The following is a 15,350-nucleotide window of genomic DNA, read 5'->3' on the forward strand; positions in this document are numbered from 1 at the left end:
CGAAGTCGGGAGAAGTCTCAGTGCGCATCGCTGGCCGCGGGCGCGCCCGGGCGCGGCATCGCGCCGGCGGGCCCGGCCGGCCTGGGCGTCTTGAGCGTCAGCGCGAGCGGGACGCACAGCAGCAGCGCGGCCGCGAGCACGTGGAAGGTTTCGGAGAAGGTCATCACGCTGGCCTGCTGATGAATGGTCAGCACCAGTTCGCGCAGCGTCTGCAGCTGCGCGTGGGCGAAGTCGCCCCCCTGCGTGAAGCGGCTCGCCGCGCCAGCCGCGAGGCGCTCCTGCAGCAGGGTCGAGTTGGCGTTCAGCGTCTCGCCCAGGCGCTCGACGTGCAGGCCGTCGCGGCGGTCGATGAAGGTGCCGATGACGGCCAGCCCGACCGAGCCGCCGAGGTTGCGCGCCATGTTGTAGATGCCGGCGGCGTCGCCGGAGTCCTCGCGCGCCACCGTCGCCATCGACACCTGGTTGAGCGGCATCATGCACAGCACCTGTCCCAGGCCGCGCAGCAGCTGCGAGCCGACGAAGTCGTGGCCCACGCTCTGCGCGGTCAGGCCGATGTCCAGCAGGCAGCTCACGGCGAAGCTGAGCAGGCCCAGGATCACCAGCACGCGCAGGTCCATCCGCGTGATCAGGCGCGGCAGGATGGGCATCATCAGGAAGGCCGGAACGCCGGCCAGCAGCATGATCGCGCCCGATTGCTGCGCGTTGTAGCCGGCCACCAGCGCCAGGAACTGCGGCACCAGATAGGAGATGCAGTACAGGCCCGCGCCCACGGTGAACACGATGACGATGACGCTGGCGTAGTGGAGATCGCGCATCAGCCTGAGCCGCAGGATGGGCCGCGCCGCGTAGCGCTGCGAGAGCGCGATCATCAGCATCCCGGCCGCCGAGACCAGGCTCAGCGCCACGATCAGCGAGGACTCGAACCAGCGCTCGCGCTGGCCCTCCTCGAGCACCACCGTCAGCGTCGACAGGCCGATCGCCAGGCCGGCGATGCCGAGCCAGTCGGCGCGGATGAATTCCTCGAGATGCGCGCGCTGCGCCGGCAGGCCCAGCAGCAGCAGCGTCAGCAGCGCGGCGCAGACCGGCACGTTGATGAAGAAGCACCAGTGCCAGCTGGCGTTCTCGGTCAGCCAGCCGCCCAGCACCGGCCCGAGCAGCGGTCCCAGCAGCACGATCAGGCCGAACAGCGTCATGCCCACCGGCAGTTGATGGCGCGGCAGCCGCGTGCGGATGATGGTCTGCGCGGTCGGGATCATCGCGCCGCCGGTGAAGCCCTGGCCGATGCGCGCCAGGATCAGCGTTGCGAGGTTGCCCGAGAGCCCGCACAGCACCGAGAACAGCGTGAACAGCGCCGCGTTGCCGACCAGGAAGTTGCGCAGCCCGAAGACGCGGGTGAGCCACGCGGCCAGCGGGATCATGACGATCTCCGACATCAGGTAGCCGGTCGAGATCCAGGTCCCTTCGGTGCCGGTGGCGCCGATGGCGCCCTGGATCTGCGGCAGCGCCGAGTTGGTGATCGAGATGTCCAGCGTCGCCATCAGCGCGCCCAGCGCGCCCGCCGCCACCGCGATCCAGTCGCCAGCGTGGGCGTCGGGCTCCGCGTGCGCGAGCGCCTCAGCCATGGCGGGCTCCGCGCGTGTCGACCTCGGTGGTGACGGAGAGGCCGGGCAGCAGGCGCTCGCGCAGCGCCGGCGCGGCCTGCACGCGGATGCGCACCGGCACGCGCTGGACGATCTTGGTGAAGTTGCCGGTGGCGTTCTCCGACGGCAGCAGCGCGAACTGCGCGCCGGTGCCGGGCGAGAAGCTCTCGACGGTGCCGTGGATCTCGGCCTCGGGCAGCGCGTCCACATGCAGCGTCACCGGCTGGCCGGCGCGCATGCGGCCGATCTGCGTCTCCTTGAAGTTGGCGACCAGGTAGACCTCCTGCGTCGGCATCACGGTCATCATCCGCGTGCCCGGCTGCACGAACTGGCCCACGCGCACGGTGGTGTCGCCGACGCGGCCGTCGATGGCGGCGCGCACGACGGTGTCATCGACGTCCAGGTGGTTCTGGCGCAGCGCGGCCTCGGCGGCCTCGACCTGCGCCTTCGATTGCGCGACCTGCGCCTGGCTCGACTTGAAGCGGCCGTCGGCGGCCTTCACCGCGGCCTCGGCGGCGGCCAGGCTGGCCACCGCCTGGTCGCGCGCGTTGCGCAGTTCGGCCAGGCGCTCGGCGCTGGTGGCGCCGGTGGCCGCCAGCGGCGTATGGCGCGCGACCTCATCCTGCGCGTGCGCCAGCGACAGGCGCGCCGCGTCGGCCTGGGCCTTCGACTGGGCCAGCTGGGCCTGCTGCTGGAGGATGTCGGCCTCGTAGCGGCGGATGTCGGCCTTGCGGCCATCGATCGTGGCCTGCGACTGGTCGGCCGCGGCCTGGTACTGGCGCGCGTCCAGCTTCACCAGCGGATCGCCGCGCTTCACCGCCTGGTTGGCGACGACGTAGACCTGCGTCACGTAGCCGCCGACCTTGGGCGCGGCGGTGACGCCGTCGGCCTTCAGGTAGGCGTCGTCGGTGCTCTCGATGAAGCGGCCGACGCTCCACCAATGGGCGCCATAGACGCCGGCGGCGACCAGCGCGGCGATGGCCAGGGCCATCAGGACGGGCCGGCGGCGGCCCGGGGAGGCGGGCGCCGGCGAGGAGGCGGACCCGTTCGGACCGGCGGGAGTCTGGAGCGGCATGGGAGGGGCCGGCGGCACCGGCTCGAAGAATTATTCCGGTCGATATCTTTTTCCAATCGGAAGATTTCTGTCAACTGTTATATTTTTGGATCCATGACTGAACGACCCGCCAGAGCCCCCCGTCACCGCGCCGAAGCCGCCTATGCGCGCGGCGAGGAAACCCGCCGCCGCATCATCGACGTGGCGTTGCGGCTGTTCGCCGAGCGCGGCTTCGAAGGCGCGTCGACGCGCGAGATCGCCAAGGCGGCCGGCGTCAACGCGCCGGCGCTGCAGTACTACTTCGACAACAAGGAAGGCGTGTACCGCGCCTGCGCGCAGTACATCGCGGACAGCTCGGCGGCGCATTTCGGGCCGGTGGTGACGCGCACGCGGCAGGTGCTGGACGATCCGGGCGCCACGCCGGAGCAGCTCTTCGAGGCCTTCGGCGGGATGCTGGACGCGCTGACCGATTTCCAGCTGCTGCCCGACGACGCCGAGTACCGCCGCCTCTTCATCGCGCACGAGCAGATCGGCCATGCGCCGGGGGTGCTGTTCGAGATCTTCGACAAGACGCTGCGGCCGCAGATGGGCGAGCTGTCGGCGCAGGTGGTGTCGCGCTACTGCGGCATGCCGGTGTCGGATCCGCTGCTGGCGATGCGCGTGATGATGCTGTGCGGCCAGGTGATGGTGCTCTCGCTGGGCCGGCGCACGATGCTGAGCAAGCTGGGCTGGGAATGTTTCGGCCCGGAGGAGGTCGCGACCATCAAGCGCGCGGCGCGCGCGCACAGCCGCGTGCTGATGGACAGCTGGCGCGAGGAATCGCGCCGCGCCGCCGTCCCCTGAACGCGTGGGCAGGCCGCGACCGCGGCTCGCTGGACTTCCCGCGGGCTTGAGCCTCTAATCGTCCGGTCATTCAGGGGGCCGGGAAGAGGCGCGATGCCCGCCGGCCCTGTCACGCAGGGAGGCTGCGATGTCCGACGCCGGCAGGATGAATGGAGTCGCGGGGCGATGGCGCCTGGCCGCAAGGCCGCGCGCATGGGCGCTCATGCTCGCCGCGGCGCTGGTGCTCGCGCTGCTGCCCGGCTGCGAGCGCGCCGATGATGCGCCGCCGGCGCCGTCCGGACGCCCCGAATCCCTCGTGCTCGCGCTGACGCCCTATGCCGGCGCGGCGCCGGCCTTCGTGGCGCTGGCCAAGGGCTACTTCGAGCGCGAGGGGCTGGCCGTCACCGTCCAGCAGCACCCCTCGGGCAAGGCGGCGCTGGACGCGGTGCTCGAGGGCAAGGCCGATCTCGCCACCGTCGCCGAGCTGCCCGTCGCCCTGGCCGCGGTGCGGGGATATCCGGTCACCATCCTCGCGACGCTGTCGACGCAGAGCGACCATGCCATCGTCGGCCGCACCGACCTGGGCGTGGGGTCGCAGGAGTCGCTCAAGGGCAAGCGCATCGGCGTGAGCGCCGGGACCAGCGGCGATTTCATGCTCGACGTGATGCTGGTGCGCCAGCGGCTCTCGCGCGCCGACGTGCGCGTCGTCGACCGCAAGCCGCGCGAGCTGGCCGACGCGCTGGCCAGCGGCGAGGTCGACGCCATCGCGACCTGGGAGCCCTACATCGACGATGCGCGCCGGCGGCTGGGCGATCGCGCCTCGGTGTTCCCGAGCGACGGCCTCTACGACTCGAGCTTCAACCTCGCGTCGCTGCGCCGTTTCGCGCTGCAGCGCGCGGAGACGGCGCGGCGCGTGCTCGCCGCGCTGCAGCGGGCCGAGCAACTGCTCGCGCGCGACCCGGCCGCCTGCGAGCCGATCGTGGCGCGGTCGCTGGGCAAGGCGCCGGGCGAGACGCGGCAGCTGCTCGCGCGCAGCCGCTTCGCGCTGACGCTGGAGCAGCACCTGCTGGTGGTGCTCGAGGACGAAGGGCGCTGGGCGCTGAAGAACCGCGTCGCGACCGCGGCGCAGGCGCCGAACTTCCTGGACGCCGTCTACCTCGACGGCCTCGCCGCGGTGAAGCCGCGCGCGGTCACGATCATCCGGTAGCGGCACGCCATGAGGATCTCGACCCGCTTCGCGATCGTCGGCGCCGCCTGCGCGGCCGCGGCGCTGGCGATCGCGATCGCGCTGGGCGTGTCCGGCCGGCAGGTCGAGCGCGGCATCCACAAGAACCGCGCGGCGGCGGACATCGTCGAATCGGTGGCCGGCCTGCGCTACCTGTCGCTCGAGTACGCGCGTCACCCCGAGACCCGCATCGAGGTGCAGTGGGCCAGCGCCTACCGCTCGCTGGGCGGCGTGCTGGGACGCGCGGGGGACTTCGATTCGCGCGAGGAGCAGGAGAGCGTCGCGCAGATCCGGGAGGCCTACGACAAGTCGCCGGCGGTGTTCGCCGAGCTGGTGCGGGCGCAGCAGGCGCGGCGGTCCGGCGATGGCGATCGCCAGGTCCTGGACGAATGGGCCGGGCGCCTGACCGCCGCGATGGCGCGCAAGTCGCTGATCATGATGACCGAGTCGTTCCGGCTGCAGGACATCAGCCGCGAGGAGGTCGGCGCCGCGCAGCAACGGGCCTTCGCGATCGTGCTGGGGCTGCTGGCGGCGCTCGCGGCGACGCTGGCCGGGAGCATGTTCTTCGTCTTCCGCGGCATCGCGCGGCCGCTGGCCAGGTTGCGCGAGGGCATGCGGCGCGTGGGCGCCGGCGACCTCGCGCACATCGTCGGCGACACCGGCTCGGATGAGATCGCCGAGCTGGCGCGTGAGTTCGACCGCATGAGCGCGCTGCTGCAGACCACCACGGTGTCGCGCGACCGCCTCGCCGACAGCGAGGAACGCACCCGGCTGATCCTCGACGCCGCGCTCGACGCGGTCATCGGCATCGATGCCGAGGGCCTCATCACGCACTGGAACCCGCAGGCGCAGGCCATCTTCGGCTGGAGCCGCGACGAGGTCGCCGGCCGGCCGCTGGCCGATGTCGTGGTGCCGGAGCGCTTTCGCGACGCGCACCGCGACGGGCTGCGGCGCTATCTCCAGACCGGCGTGGCGACGGTGCTGGACCGTCGCGTCGAGCTGCGCGCGGTGCGGCGCGATGGCAGTGAATTCCCCATCGAGTTGGCGATCACCGCGCTGCGCGCCGGCAGCGGCGGCGTGAGCTTCAACGCCTTCCTGCGCGACATCACGGAGCGCAAGCTCGGCGAGGCCCGGCTCAAGGCGCAGCTCGCGCGGCTGGACCTGCTCAACCAGATCACGCGCGCGACCGGCGAGCGGCAGGATCCGCACAGCATCTTCCAGGCGGTGATCCGGCATCTGGAGGACCATGCGCCGGTCGACTTCAGCTGCGTGTGCCTGCGCGATCCGGACGGCGACACGCTGCGGGTCACGGGCGTGGGCGTCAAGAGCGCGCCGCTGGCGATGGAGATCGCGCTGCCGGAGCAGGCCGATCTCTCGATCGACGGCAATGGCCTGTCGCAATGCGTGAAGGGCCACCTGGTCTACGAGCCCGACGTGAGCGCGGTGCCCTTCCCCTTCCCGCAGCGGCTGGCGCGGGGCGGGCTGCGCTCGCTGGTGATGGCGCCGCTGCAGTCGGAGAACCGCGTGTTCGGCGTGCTGGTCGTGGCGCGGCGCGCGGCGCAGGCGTTCAGCAGCAGCGACTGCGAGTTCCTGCAGCAGCTCAGCGAGCACGTCAGCCTGGCCAGCCACCAGGCGCAGCTGCACGCGGCGCTGCTGCAGGCCTACGACGACCTGCGCCAGACGCAGCAGGCGATCCTGCAGCAGGAGCGGCTGCGGGCGCTCGGGCAGATGGCCAGCGGCATCGCGCACGACATCAACAACGCGATCTCGCCGGCCATGCTCTACACCGAGAGCCTGCTCGAGCGCGAGCCCGGGCTGAGCGCGCCGGCGCGCCGGGCGCTCGAGAACATCGCCCGCGCGATCGACGATGTCGCCGCGACGGTGGCGCGCATGCGCGAGTTCTACCGCCAGCGCGAGAGCGGGCTGGCGCTCGCGCGCGTGCGCCTGAACGAGCTGGTGCGGCAGGTGGTGGAGCTGACCCGCGCGCGCTGGAGCGACATGCCGCTGCAGCGCGGCGCCGTCATCCGGCTGCACACCGACCTGGCCAGCGAGGATCCGGTGGTGCTGGGCACCGACAACGAGCTGCGCGAGGCGCTGATCAACCTCGTCTTCAACGCCGTCGACGCGATGCCCGACGGCGGCGACCTGACGATCCGCACCGGGGTGGAGCCCGCGTCCGGCACGGCCTCGGGCGTGCTGGCCGGCACGGTGGCGCTGGAGGTCGCCGACACCGGCATGGGCATGGACGAGGCGACGCGGCGCCGCTGCCTCGAGCCCTTCTTCACGACCAAGGGCGAGCGCGGCACCGGCCTCGGGCTGGCGATGGTCTACGGCATCGCGCAGCGGCATGGCGCCGACCTGGACATCCGCAGCGCCGCCGGCGAGGGCACCCGGGTGGCGCTGCGCTTCAGCGCGCCGCCGGACGCGGGCGGCGCCGCGCCGCCGCCGTCCGAGTCCGAGGAGCGGCCGCCGCCGCTGCGCATCCTGCTGGTCGACGACGATCCGCTGCTGCTGCGCTCGCTGCGCGAGACGCTGGAGGCGGATGGCCACGCGGTCGAGACGGCGCATGCGGGCCAGGCCGGCATCGACGCGTTCCGCGCCGCGATGCATCGCAGCAACCGCTTCGAGGTCGTCGTGTCCGACCTGGGCATGCCGCACATCGATGGCCGCCAGGTCGCGGCGGCCGTCAAGGCGGCGTCGCCGGAGACGCCGGTGATCCTGCTCACCGGCTGGGGCCAGCGGCTGGTCGATGAGGGCGACATGCCCCGCCACGTCGATCAGGTGCTCAGCAAGCCGCCCAAGCTGCGGGAGCTGCGAAGGGCCTTGTGGCGCGCGGTCAAGGAGACCTCGTGAGGAGCGCGGCCTGCTGCCGGCGCGCGCCGACCAGATCGTGCGCGAGGTCGATGCCTTCCGTCGCGGTTGCCGCAACGCCTCGCAGCGCCTGGTGCGCCTGTGCGTGGACGGGGAGACGCCGGGCGTCGACCTGGCGCTGGGCAAGTCGCCCAAGCTGCGCGAGCTGCGGGCGGCACTGGCGCGGCTGGTGCCGCATCCGGCCCTGAAGGGAGAGTACGCATGAGTCTGAACGGTCCCGCGAGTCCCGTGAGTCCGATGAGTCCGATGAGTCCGGTGGGTCCGGTGGGTCCAGAGGGTCCCGCGGCGGCCCGCGCCGCGCCCGTGCGGCTGCTGATCGTCGATGACGAGGCGCGCCACATGGAGGCGCTGCGCGACACGCTGGGCGGCCACGGCTACGAGGTGGCCGGCCATGCGAGCGCCGCGTCGGCGCTGGCCGAGCTCAGGCGGCGGCCGTTCGACGTGCTGCTGACCGACCTTGTCATGCCGGGCATGACCGGCATCGAGCTGCTGCGCGCGGCGCTCCAGATCGATCCGCAGCTGGTGGGCATCGTCATGACGGGCGAGGGCAGCATCGCGACCGCGGTGGAGGCGATGCGCTCGGGGGCGACGGACTACGTGCTCAAGCCGTTCCGGCTGGCGTCCATCCTGCCGGTGCTGGGCCGCGCGGTGGAGATCGGCCGGCTGCGGCGCGAGAACGTGGCGCTGCAGGCCAGTCTGAGGCAGCGGGCCGACGAGCCCGAAGCCAGCAACCGCGAGCTGGACGCCTTCACCCGTTCGGTGTCGCATGACCTGCGCACGCCGCTGAACGCGCTGCTCGGCTTCTCGGTGCTGCTGCAGCAGACGGTGCAAACGCTGTCACCGCGCGAGCGCGCCTGGCTCGAGGGCATCCAGCAGGCGGCGGAGCACATGATGCATCTGATCGAGGCCTTGATGCGCCTGTCGCAGATGGGGCGGCGCGCGCTGGAGCTCGCGCCGGTCGATGTCGCGGCGCTGGTGCGCGGAGTCGTCGATGAACAGCGGCGCGCGGCGGGCGCGCCGGCGGTGCGCTTCGCCGTCGGGGAGCTGCCGCCGGTGGTGGCGGACGGGCCGATGCTGCGCCAGGTGTTCGCGAACCTGATTGGCAACGCGATGAAGTATGCGAGCCGGACCGAGCCGCCGCGCGAGGCGACGATCCGCATCGGCGGCGAGCGCGATGGCGCGGAGATGGTGTTCTTCGTCAGCGACGACGGGCCTGGCTTCGATCCCGCCGACGCGGAGCGGCTGTTCGATGTCTTCACCCGGCTCAAGGGCGCGGATGGTGTCGAAGGGCACGGGGTGGGGTTGTCGATCGTGCAGCGCATCGTGCAGCGGCACAGTGGACGCGTCTGGGCGGTCTCGGCGCCAGGGGAGGGCGCGACCTTCCGGTTCACGTTGCCGGCGCAATAGCAGTCGCAATAGCAATCGCAATAGCAGTCGCAATCGCAGTCGCAATCGCAGTCACGGTCACGGTCACGGTCACGGTCACCAGGGCAATCGCATGAAAACTCCCTCTCCCGCAAGGGGGCGAGGGTGTAAGAGCCGGACGTCGTAGTAAACCCCCTCGCCCCAGCGGGGAGAGGGAGGGGAGAGGGGGCTCGTGCCACAGCGCTGCTGCCCTTCGAAGCACCCCCTCTCCCCTGCCCTCTCCCCCCTCGCGGGGGGCGAGGGAGTTCTTGCGCAAGGCAAGTGCGGGCCGCCTCGTCCGCTTGCGGGGAGCGAGGGAGTTTGGTCAGCAGCAGCGCTTGACACGGTTGCTCTCCCGCAAGCGGGCGAGGGAGTGATACCAAGCCGGCGCGGCTGTCATTTCGCCTTGAGGCCGATCACTCCGCCTTGAAGAAGGCGGCGAAGCTGCGGCTGACCGGCAGCACTTCGGGCCGGCCCTTCAGATGCAGCGAGGCGCGTTCATCCGTCGCGACGACGCGTGCGATCGCGGCCAGGTTCACGATGACCGAGCGGTGCACCTGCTGGAACTGCGACGGGTCCAGGTGATCGACCAGCGTCTTCAGCGGCGTGCGGATCAGCGCTTCCGCCGGGCCGTGATCGCCGCGCCAGGCCACCAGCGTGTACTTCTCGTCGGATCGCAGGAAGGCGATGTCCTCGACCGGGATCAGCCGGACCGCGCCGTCGACGGTGGCCTTGATCCAGCGCAGCGGCGCGGCTGCGGGCTGCGGACGGACGGCCGGCGCCGTGGCGGAGGAGGCCGCCAGCTGTCCGCTCGATGGCGTGCTCAACTGCAAGCTCAACCGCGCAAGCAAGGCTTCGGCCAGCCGCGGCGCCTCGTCGCGCCGCAGCCGCTCTTGAAGGCGCGACACCGTGCCCGCGAGCCGCGCGGCCTGGAGCGGTTTCACGAGGTAGTCGAACGCGCCTTGCTCGAAGGCGTCCAGCGCGTACTGGTCGAAGGCGGTGACGAAGACGACATGCGCCCGGCCCGCGATCCGGCGGGCCACCTCGACGCCATTCAGTCCGGGCATGTGGATGTCGAGGAAGCACACCGCCGGCCGCGACTGCTCGAACTGCTCGAGCGCGTCCAGGCCGTTGCGCGCCTCGGCGACGACGCGCAGCCCGGGCCAGAGCGTGGCGAGCTGCCCGCGCAGCGCCTCGCGCAGCAGCGGCTCGTCGTCGGCGATCAGCGCGGTGGTGGGAAAGGTCATCAGGACTCCAGCGGGAATTCGACTTCGGCGAGCATGCCGTTCGGCGTCAGCTCGGTGAGGCGCAGCGAGGCGCGGCCGCCGAAGGCTTCGCGCAGCCGCTCGCGCAGTCCGTCCAGGCCGGTGCCCAGGCCCTGGCTCAGCGCCGACAGGCCGACGCCGGTGTCGCGCACCGAGGCGAGCAGGCGGCCGTCCTCGAGACGGCGGATGGCCACCGAGACTTCGCCGCCGTCCAGGCTCGGATCGATGCCATGGCGGATCGCGTTCTCGACCAGCGTCATCAGCATCAGCGGCGGGCACCGGACGGCGCGCGGGACCACGCCGTCGCCGAGCTCGATCGAGAAGCGCAGCCGGTCCGGCATGCGCAGCCGCATCAGCGCGAGATAGGCGCGCACGGTGTCGAGCTCGTGGCCCAGCGTGTGGGCGGGATCGTCCAGGCGGGGCACCGCGGCGCGCAGGTAGGCGACCAGGCTTTCGAGCACCGGCGCGGCCTGCGGCGAGCGGGCGTCGACCAGCGCCTGCACGTTGGCCAGCGTGTTGAAGAGGAAGTGCGGCTGCACCTGCGCGCGGACCAGGCGCAGGCGCGAGGCGGAGACCTCGCGCTCCAGGTCGAGCTGGCGCGAGAGGCCGGCGCGCAGCGCGGCGTCGCGCTCGCGCATCAGCGCGGCCATCGCGATCCAGGACGCGACGAACATGCCGACCACGCTCAGCAGCAGGAAGCCGTTCATCCGCTGAGGGTCGTCCCAGAAGGGCGTGCGGCCCTCCTCGACGGTGGAGAGGTACATCGCGAGCACGACGGCCGGGACGACGGCGGTGGCGGCGATCAGTTGAAGCGGCCAGCGCGGGATGCGCGCCGGCAGGCGCCTGGGCCAGCGCTCCAGCGCGCTGAAGGCGAGCGCGGCCGCGAGCGCGGGCAGCAGCACGTGTTCCAGCAGGGCCGGCAGCCCGGACTGCCAGGTGGGCGCGAGGAAGGCGGCCACCAGCGCGGCGCCACCCAGCGTGGCGAGCAGGCGGCGCAGGGCGGTCCGCCGCGCCGGCGGGGCGGGGAGGGGGGCGGGCAGCGGGTGGTCCATGGGCGGCCATTCTGTCGCGGCCGGCCGTCGTTCGTCCGGACCGGCCGTCGCCCGTCGGACGGCCATGGCCGGGGCGGCGGGTCGCCGACAGAGTCGGCCCCCATGAACACGACCACGCTTTCGCTCGCCGCCCCGGCCCGGCCGGATGTTTCCCACTTCCGCCTGCTGGCGCTGCGAGGGGTGTACCTCCTCATGGCCGGCGGGCTGGCCTTCATGGTCTGGCCGTCGCTGCTGACCACGGGGCACCGATGGGCGTTCATGGACGGCGTGGTGGCCTGCATGCTGGCGGCGTTCTCGCTGCTGTGCGCGGTGGGGGTGCGCTATCCGCTGGCGATGCTGCCGGTGCTGCTGTGGGAGCTGCTGTGGAAGTCGATCTGGCTGCTGCGCATGGTGCTGCCCGAGGCCATGGCCGGCACGATGGACGAGAACATGATCGCCAATGTCTACGCGTGCTCGCTGGCCGTGCTGATTCCGCTGGCGATGCCGTGGGGCTACCTGAAGTGGGCGGTGCTCAAGGGGATCGCGGACCATCGCGCCTGAGGGCCCCCGGGGCCCGCGAAGAACAACGCCCGCTCATGCGGGCGTTGTTCATTGCGAATCGGATGGTGGGATTCGAGCGCTTGTGGGGATCGCTCAACTCCCGGATCGCCAATGAGGCCAAGACGCAACGCATCCGGGCGCCGCTGAATTCGACCCTCTCCGAACGGGCCTTTAATGACCACTTGCCGTGGTGTTGAAGGTGCAGAGGTGATGGGGATGAATGAAGTTTTCGACTCACTGGATGATGGAGATGCCTACACCCCTGAAGGGACTCGGGGCGATCACTCTGGAGTTCCATTCTTTGGCTTGGTGCTTGACGGCGATGATCGAGCCGCACATGTGGTGCGAATTCCTCCGCATGAGGTCACCTCGCGGACGCTCGAAGCCGATGGGCATGTCTTCGAGGTTCAGGTGATTCATTGGGCCGGCAAAGTCGGTCCGGGCAACACACTCATCTTCCTGATGGATGGTCGAGGAAGGCTGGTTCACAAGACCATGAGTCCGCTCTGCCTGAAGGCAAACTTCCATACGACTGTCCATGTCGCCTCCGAATGGGCCAACGAGTTCTCTTCGGATATCGAGGCCTTTGTCAGCGCACGGTCGACCCAATGGTCATCCACTTGGGAGAATCTCCTTGGTCAACTGCGAGAGGTCATGGAGTCGCTCTACGAGAAGTACATCCTGCATCGCGCGGACGAAGTCCTCCTGGGGTTCGAGCGGAGCGGCTACTTTCCTCGCCATGACGAACTCGACGAAGGGGAGAAAACCTGGCGCCTTCAGCACACGCGCGAACTGGTGCGGCAGATCTACATCGCCGACCCGCAGGTGTTCGACGACGGCAACGAGAAGCAGGCCAAGATCATCATCCGCTTGCTTGATCGATTGGCCGTGTCGAATGAAAGCGACGCGCTCATGGATGTACTGGACGGCGTTCTGGAGTTGGATGCCGAATCAATGACGCGCTTGGCGAATCAACTGCGCCTGTCCTCGATGGCGAACATTGCTGCCTCGATCGAGATACTGCAGCGGCGCGCCGTGGCCGTCCAGCAGATGCGGCACCTGATGACAGTGCATTATCGAGAGGTTCTGGAGACGCCTGATCTCCAACGAATCATCGAAAACAACACATGGTTGTTCGGGCCGCAATACGAAACGATCGGTGCCGAGGACGATACCTTCACAGAGATCGCGAAGAGGGTTCGAGGGCAGGTGTTTGGTCGATCCCCGCTCGATGGCGACGATGTCGAGGAGGTGGACGATCTGGTCGGGGCGCGACGGCAAGTGGACCTGTTTCTGGCTGAGGCCGTGTGGAAACGCGGTTTGACTGCGGCCCGCCACGAGCTTAGGCCAAGCACGTCCCCAGCGAAGCGCCCACGGGCTCTCCGAGGGCTCGTCTGAGCTTGAGGAGTGCTCAGGGCATCCGAGCTGCGATGCGATGTTTAAAGGGCGCTCATGCGCCCACCAGCCTCATCGCCTGCGCTGCCTTCTTGATGCCCAAGATCTGCATCACCCGTTTGAGGTTGTAGGCCAGGACCTGCAAGCTCATCTCGGTGCTGACGTTGCCGAGCCTGCGCGTCAGGAAATGCGTGCTGCCCATCCAGTGTTTGAGCGTGCCGAAGACATGCTCTACCGTCCGACGTCGGATCATCATGGCATCCGTGTTTCGATCCAATCGCAGCTGCATGGCATCGAGCACGCCCTGGTGTTCCCATCGCGAGATGCGGCGGTGCTTGGATGGCGTGCACTGCGTCTTCATCGGACATGCGGGGCACGCGCTGCTCCAATAGCGGCGGATCTGCAGCCCGTGCTCATCGCGCGTGAAGCGATAGGTGGCCCGCTCGCCTGCTGGACATCGGTACTCGTCGTCCTTGGCGATGTAGATGAAGTCAGTCTTGTCGAAGCGACCCTCGGCCTTCGCGCTTGACGTCATCGGCCTGGGCACGAAGGGCCTCATGCCGTTGTCCGCGCAACGCTTGATCTGCGGGGCGTTGAAGTAGCCCCGGTCGGCGTAGACCTTCAGATTGGGCTTACCCATCGCCTCCTGCGCCGCGAGCGCCATGCCGCTGAGCTGTGCTCTGTCGCTGCCGATGTTGGTGACCTCGTGCGCGACGACCAGGTGGTGCTTGGTGTCGACCGCTGCCTGCACGTTGTAGCCCACGACGCCGCTGCCCGCGGCCTGGGTCGCCATCGCACGCGCGTCCGGATCCGTGAGAGATACCTGCTTGTCTGGCTGCTTCAGGAGGTGCTGCTCCATCTCGTCTAGCCGCTGCATCTGCTCACGCAGACCATCCAGCTTGTGGCTGAGTTGGGCATACCTTGGGCCGAACTCCATGAGCGGCAACGTCCTGTCCGCGGTGTCGAGCGCCGCGAGGTAGCGCTGGATGCTCTCCTCGATCTGTTGGCGCCGCTTTTCGATCTTGGTGGCGGTGAAGTTCTGGTCGCGGCTATTGACTGCCTTGAACTTGCTGCCGTCGACCGCCACGCCGTCACCGCTCAGCAGCTTCAGCTGCCGGCACAGCTCGACGAAGCGACGGCAGACGCTGCGGATGCCCTGTCCGTTGTCACGGCGGAAATCGGCGATGGTCTTGAAGTCCGGAGCCAGCCGCTCAGTCAGCCACATCAGCTCGATATTGCGCTGTGCTTCGCGCTCAAGCCTCCGGCTTGACTGGACACGGTTGAGGTAGCCGTAGATGTAGATCTTGAGCAAGACCGCCGGGTGGTAGGCCGGGCGGCCCGTCGCCGCTGGCGTGGCGCCAGCGAAGCCAAGCGCTTCGAGATCAAGCTCTTCAACGTAGGCATCGATGACGCGGACAGGATTGTCTTCAGCGATGAAGTCATCCAGGCACTCTGGCAGCAGCGTCACTTGATGCCGCCCCTGACCTTCGACGAATCGCGCCATCGTCACCTCCACCATGTCGCATCGACACGATGAATCTAGGCAGCGTCGATCAGATCACCAGGAGGGTTTTCACACAGCCTCGGCTCGAAAGCTCCCCACTGTCGATTCGATTGGCCGTCCGATCTACAAGTTCATCGTCATCGAGATCAAGCGGCCGGCCATCTCGCTGAACAGGAAACACCTGAGCCAGTTGGAAGCGTATGCGGACATCGTCAAGTCGATGCCGGAGTTCGACTCGGACGACATCCATTTCGAGTTCATCCTGGTGGGGCGCCAGATCTCTTCGAAGGATCAGCGGATCAGGAGCCGTCTCACAGGCAATCTCGTGCGAGGCGATCTCGGCCTTGTCGAAGACAACCCGCGAATGAAGCTCTATGTGATGAATTGGGCGTCGCTGCTGACCCGCTTCGAACTGACCAACAACTTCATGCTTGAGAAGCTCAAGATGAAGCGGGCGGAGTTCGAGGACAAAACGAAGAACCAACTATTGTCCGAACTCCAGGAAACGCATTGAGACCGAACCTTGAAAAGAAAAGGGCCTCGAATGAGGCCCTTCGGAATCAGTCCGGATTTCCGTT

The 15,350-nt window shown here is 69.3% G+C and carries 13 protein-coding genes; 8 read left to right on the forward strand and 5 right to left on the reverse strand.

Features of this window, described 5'->3' with window-relative positions:
- Nucleotides 1–17 precede the first annotated feature (17 nt).
- Nucleotides 18–1,622, reverse strand: coding sequence for an MDR family MFS transporter (locus ACEN96_RS06135; protein WP_495587156.1), 1,605 nt, complete (start codon nt 1,620–1,622; stop codon nt 18–20).
- Nucleotides 1,615–2,715: an HlyD family secretion protein gene (locus ACEN96_RS06140; RefSeq protein ID WP_495587157.1), complete on the reverse strand. Its 1,101-nt coding sequence runs from the start codon at nt 2,713–2,715 to the stop codon at nt 1,615–1,617. The genes ACEN96_RS06135 and ACEN96_RS06140 overlap by 8 nt, the downstream gene beginning before the upstream one ends.
- Before the next feature lie 93 nt (nt 2,716–2,808).
- On the opposite strand from ACEN96_RS06140, the gene ACEN96_RS06145 reads away from it, so the two are divergent.
- From ACEN96_RS06145 to ACEN96_RS06165, 5 genes are all read left to right on the forward strand, one after another.
- Nucleotides 2,809–3,537, forward strand: a complete 729-nt coding sequence (locus ACEN96_RS06145; protein ID WP_495587158.1) for a CerR family C-terminal domain-containing protein — start codon at nt 2,809–2,811, stop codon at nt 3,535–3,537.
- A gap of 127 nt (nt 3,538–3,664) precedes the next feature.
- The gene (locus ACEN96_RS06150; protein ID WP_495587159.1) at nt 3,665–4,723 is read left to right on the forward strand and encodes an ABC transporter substrate-binding protein; all 1,059 of its coding nucleotides are present in this window, start codon (nt 3,665–3,667) and stop codon (nt 4,721–4,723) included.
- Between the two features lie 9 nt (nt 4,724–4,732).
- Entirely contained in the window at nt 4,733–7,594 is a 2,862-nt protein-coding gene (locus ACEN96_RS06155; protein WP_495587160.1) for a PAS domain S-box protein, read from the forward strand.
- A 37-nt stretch (nt 7,595–7,631) separates the two neighbouring features.
- Nucleotides 7,632–7,817, forward strand: a complete 186-nt coding sequence (locus tag ACEN96_RS06160; RefSeq protein ID WP_495587161.1) for a hypothetical protein — start codon at nt 7,632–7,634, stop codon at nt 7,815–7,817.
- Between the two features lie 41 nt (nt 7,818–7,858).
- Entirely contained in the window at nt 7,859–9,019 is a 1,161-nt protein-coding gene (locus ACEN96_RS06165; protein WP_495587162.1) for a sensor histidine kinase, read from the forward strand.
- A 413-nt stretch (nt 9,020–9,432) separates the two neighbouring features.
- Here the strand turns inward: ACEN96_RS06165 and ACEN96_RS06170 are convergent, their stop codons facing one another.
- Nucleotides 9,433–10,263, reverse strand: coding sequence for a LytR/AlgR family response regulator transcription factor (locus ACEN96_RS06170; protein WP_495587163.1), 831 nt, complete (start codon nt 10,261–10,263; stop codon nt 9,433–9,435).
- Nucleotides 10,263–11,333, reverse strand: a complete 1,071-nt coding sequence (locus tag ACEN96_RS06175; RefSeq protein ID WP_495587164.1) for a sensor histidine kinase — start codon at nt 11,331–11,333, stop codon at nt 10,263–10,265. The genes ACEN96_RS06170 and ACEN96_RS06175 overlap by 1 nt, the downstream gene beginning before the upstream one ends.
- A gap of 102 nt (nt 11,334–11,435) precedes the next feature.
- Between ACEN96_RS06175 and ACEN96_RS06180 the strand changes: the two genes are divergently transcribed.
- Together ACEN96_RS06180 and ACEN96_RS06185 are read left to right on the forward strand one after the other, a co-directional pair.
- Nucleotides 11,436–11,873, forward strand: a complete 438-nt coding sequence (locus ACEN96_RS06180; protein WP_495587165.1) for a hypothetical protein — start codon at nt 11,436–11,438, stop codon at nt 11,871–11,873.
- A 216-nt stretch (nt 11,874–12,089) separates the two neighbouring features.
- On the forward strand, nt 12,090–13,271 hold the full coding sequence (locus tag ACEN96_RS06185; RefSeq protein WP_495587166.1) for a hypothetical protein: 1,182 nt from the start codon (nt 12,090–12,092) through the stop codon (nt 13,269–13,271).
- 52 nt (nt 13,272–13,323) lie between these two features.
- On the opposite strand, the gene ACEN96_RS06190 is transcribed toward ACEN96_RS06185, so the two are convergent.
- Nucleotides 13,324–14,772 carry an IS1182 family transposase gene (locus ACEN96_RS06190; RefSeq protein ID WP_495588560.1) on the reverse strand — a complete coding sequence of 483 codons (1,449 nt, stop codon included), beginning with the start codon at nt 14,770–14,772 and terminating at the stop codon, nt 13,324–13,326.
- A 13-nt stretch (nt 14,773–14,785) separates the two neighbouring features.
- On the opposite strand from ACEN96_RS06190, the gene ACEN96_RS06195 reads away from it, so the two are divergent.
- Nucleotides 14,786–15,286: a hypothetical protein gene (locus ACEN96_RS06195; protein ID WP_495587167.1), complete on the forward strand. Its 501-nt coding sequence runs from the start codon at nt 14,786–14,788 to the stop codon at nt 15,284–15,286.
- The last annotated feature ends 64 nt before the right edge of the window (nt 15,287–15,350 follow it).

The sequence above is a fragment of the Roseateles sp. Mitsp63 genome (genome assembly GCF_059491535.1).

What these genes read in the sequence shown, in the direction of transcription:
- ACEN96_RS06185 (WP_495587166.1), top strand. Translation starts at nt 12,090, where the DNA reads ATGAATGAAGTTTTCGACTCACTGGATGATGGAGATGCCTACACCCCT.
- ACEN96_RS06135 (WP_495587156.1), bottom strand. Translation starts at nt 1,622, where the DNA reads ATGGCTGAGGCGCTCGCGCACGCGGAGCCCGACGCCCACGCTGGCGAC.
- ACEN96_RS06165 (WP_495587162.1), top strand. Translation starts at nt 7,859, where the DNA reads ATGAGTCCGGTGGGTCCGGTGGGTCCAGAGGGTCCCGCGGCGGCCCGC.
- ACEN96_RS06145 (WP_495587158.1), top strand. Translation starts at nt 2,809, where the DNA reads ATGACTGAACGACCCGCCAGAGCCCCCCGTCACCGCGCCGAAGCCGCC.
- ACEN96_RS06140 (WP_495587157.1), bottom strand. Translation starts at nt 2,715, where the DNA reads ATGCCGCTCCAGACTCCCGCCGGTCCGAACGGGTCCGCCTCCTCGCCG.
- ACEN96_RS06170 (WP_495587163.1), bottom strand. Translation starts at nt 10,263, where the DNA reads ATGACCTTTCCCACCACCGCGCTGATCGCCGACGACGAGCCGCTGCTG.
- ACEN96_RS06175 (WP_495587164.1), bottom strand. Translation starts at nt 11,333, where the DNA reads ATGGACCACCCGCTGCCCGCCCCCCTCCCCGCCCCGCCGGCGCGGCGG.
- ACEN96_RS06190 (WP_495588560.1), bottom strand. Translation starts at nt 14,772, where the DNA reads ATGGCGCGATTCGTCGAAGGTCAGGGGCGGCATCAAGTGACGCTGCTG.
- ACEN96_RS06195 (WP_495587167.1), top strand. Translation starts at nt 14,786, where the DNA reads ATGTCGCATCGACACGATGAATCTAGGCAGCGTCGATCAGATCACCAG.
- ACEN96_RS06150 (WP_495587159.1), top strand. Translation starts at nt 3,665, where the DNA reads ATGTCCGACGCCGGCAGGATGAATGGAGTCGCGGGGCGATGGCGCCTG.
- ACEN96_RS06155 (WP_495587160.1), top strand. Translation starts at nt 4,733, where the DNA reads ATGAGGATCTCGACCCGCTTCGCGATCGTCGGCGCCGCCTGCGCGGCC.
- ACEN96_RS06180 (WP_495587165.1), top strand. Translation starts at nt 11,436, where the DNA reads ATGAACACGACCACGCTTTCGCTCGCCGCCCCGGCCCGGCCGGATGTT.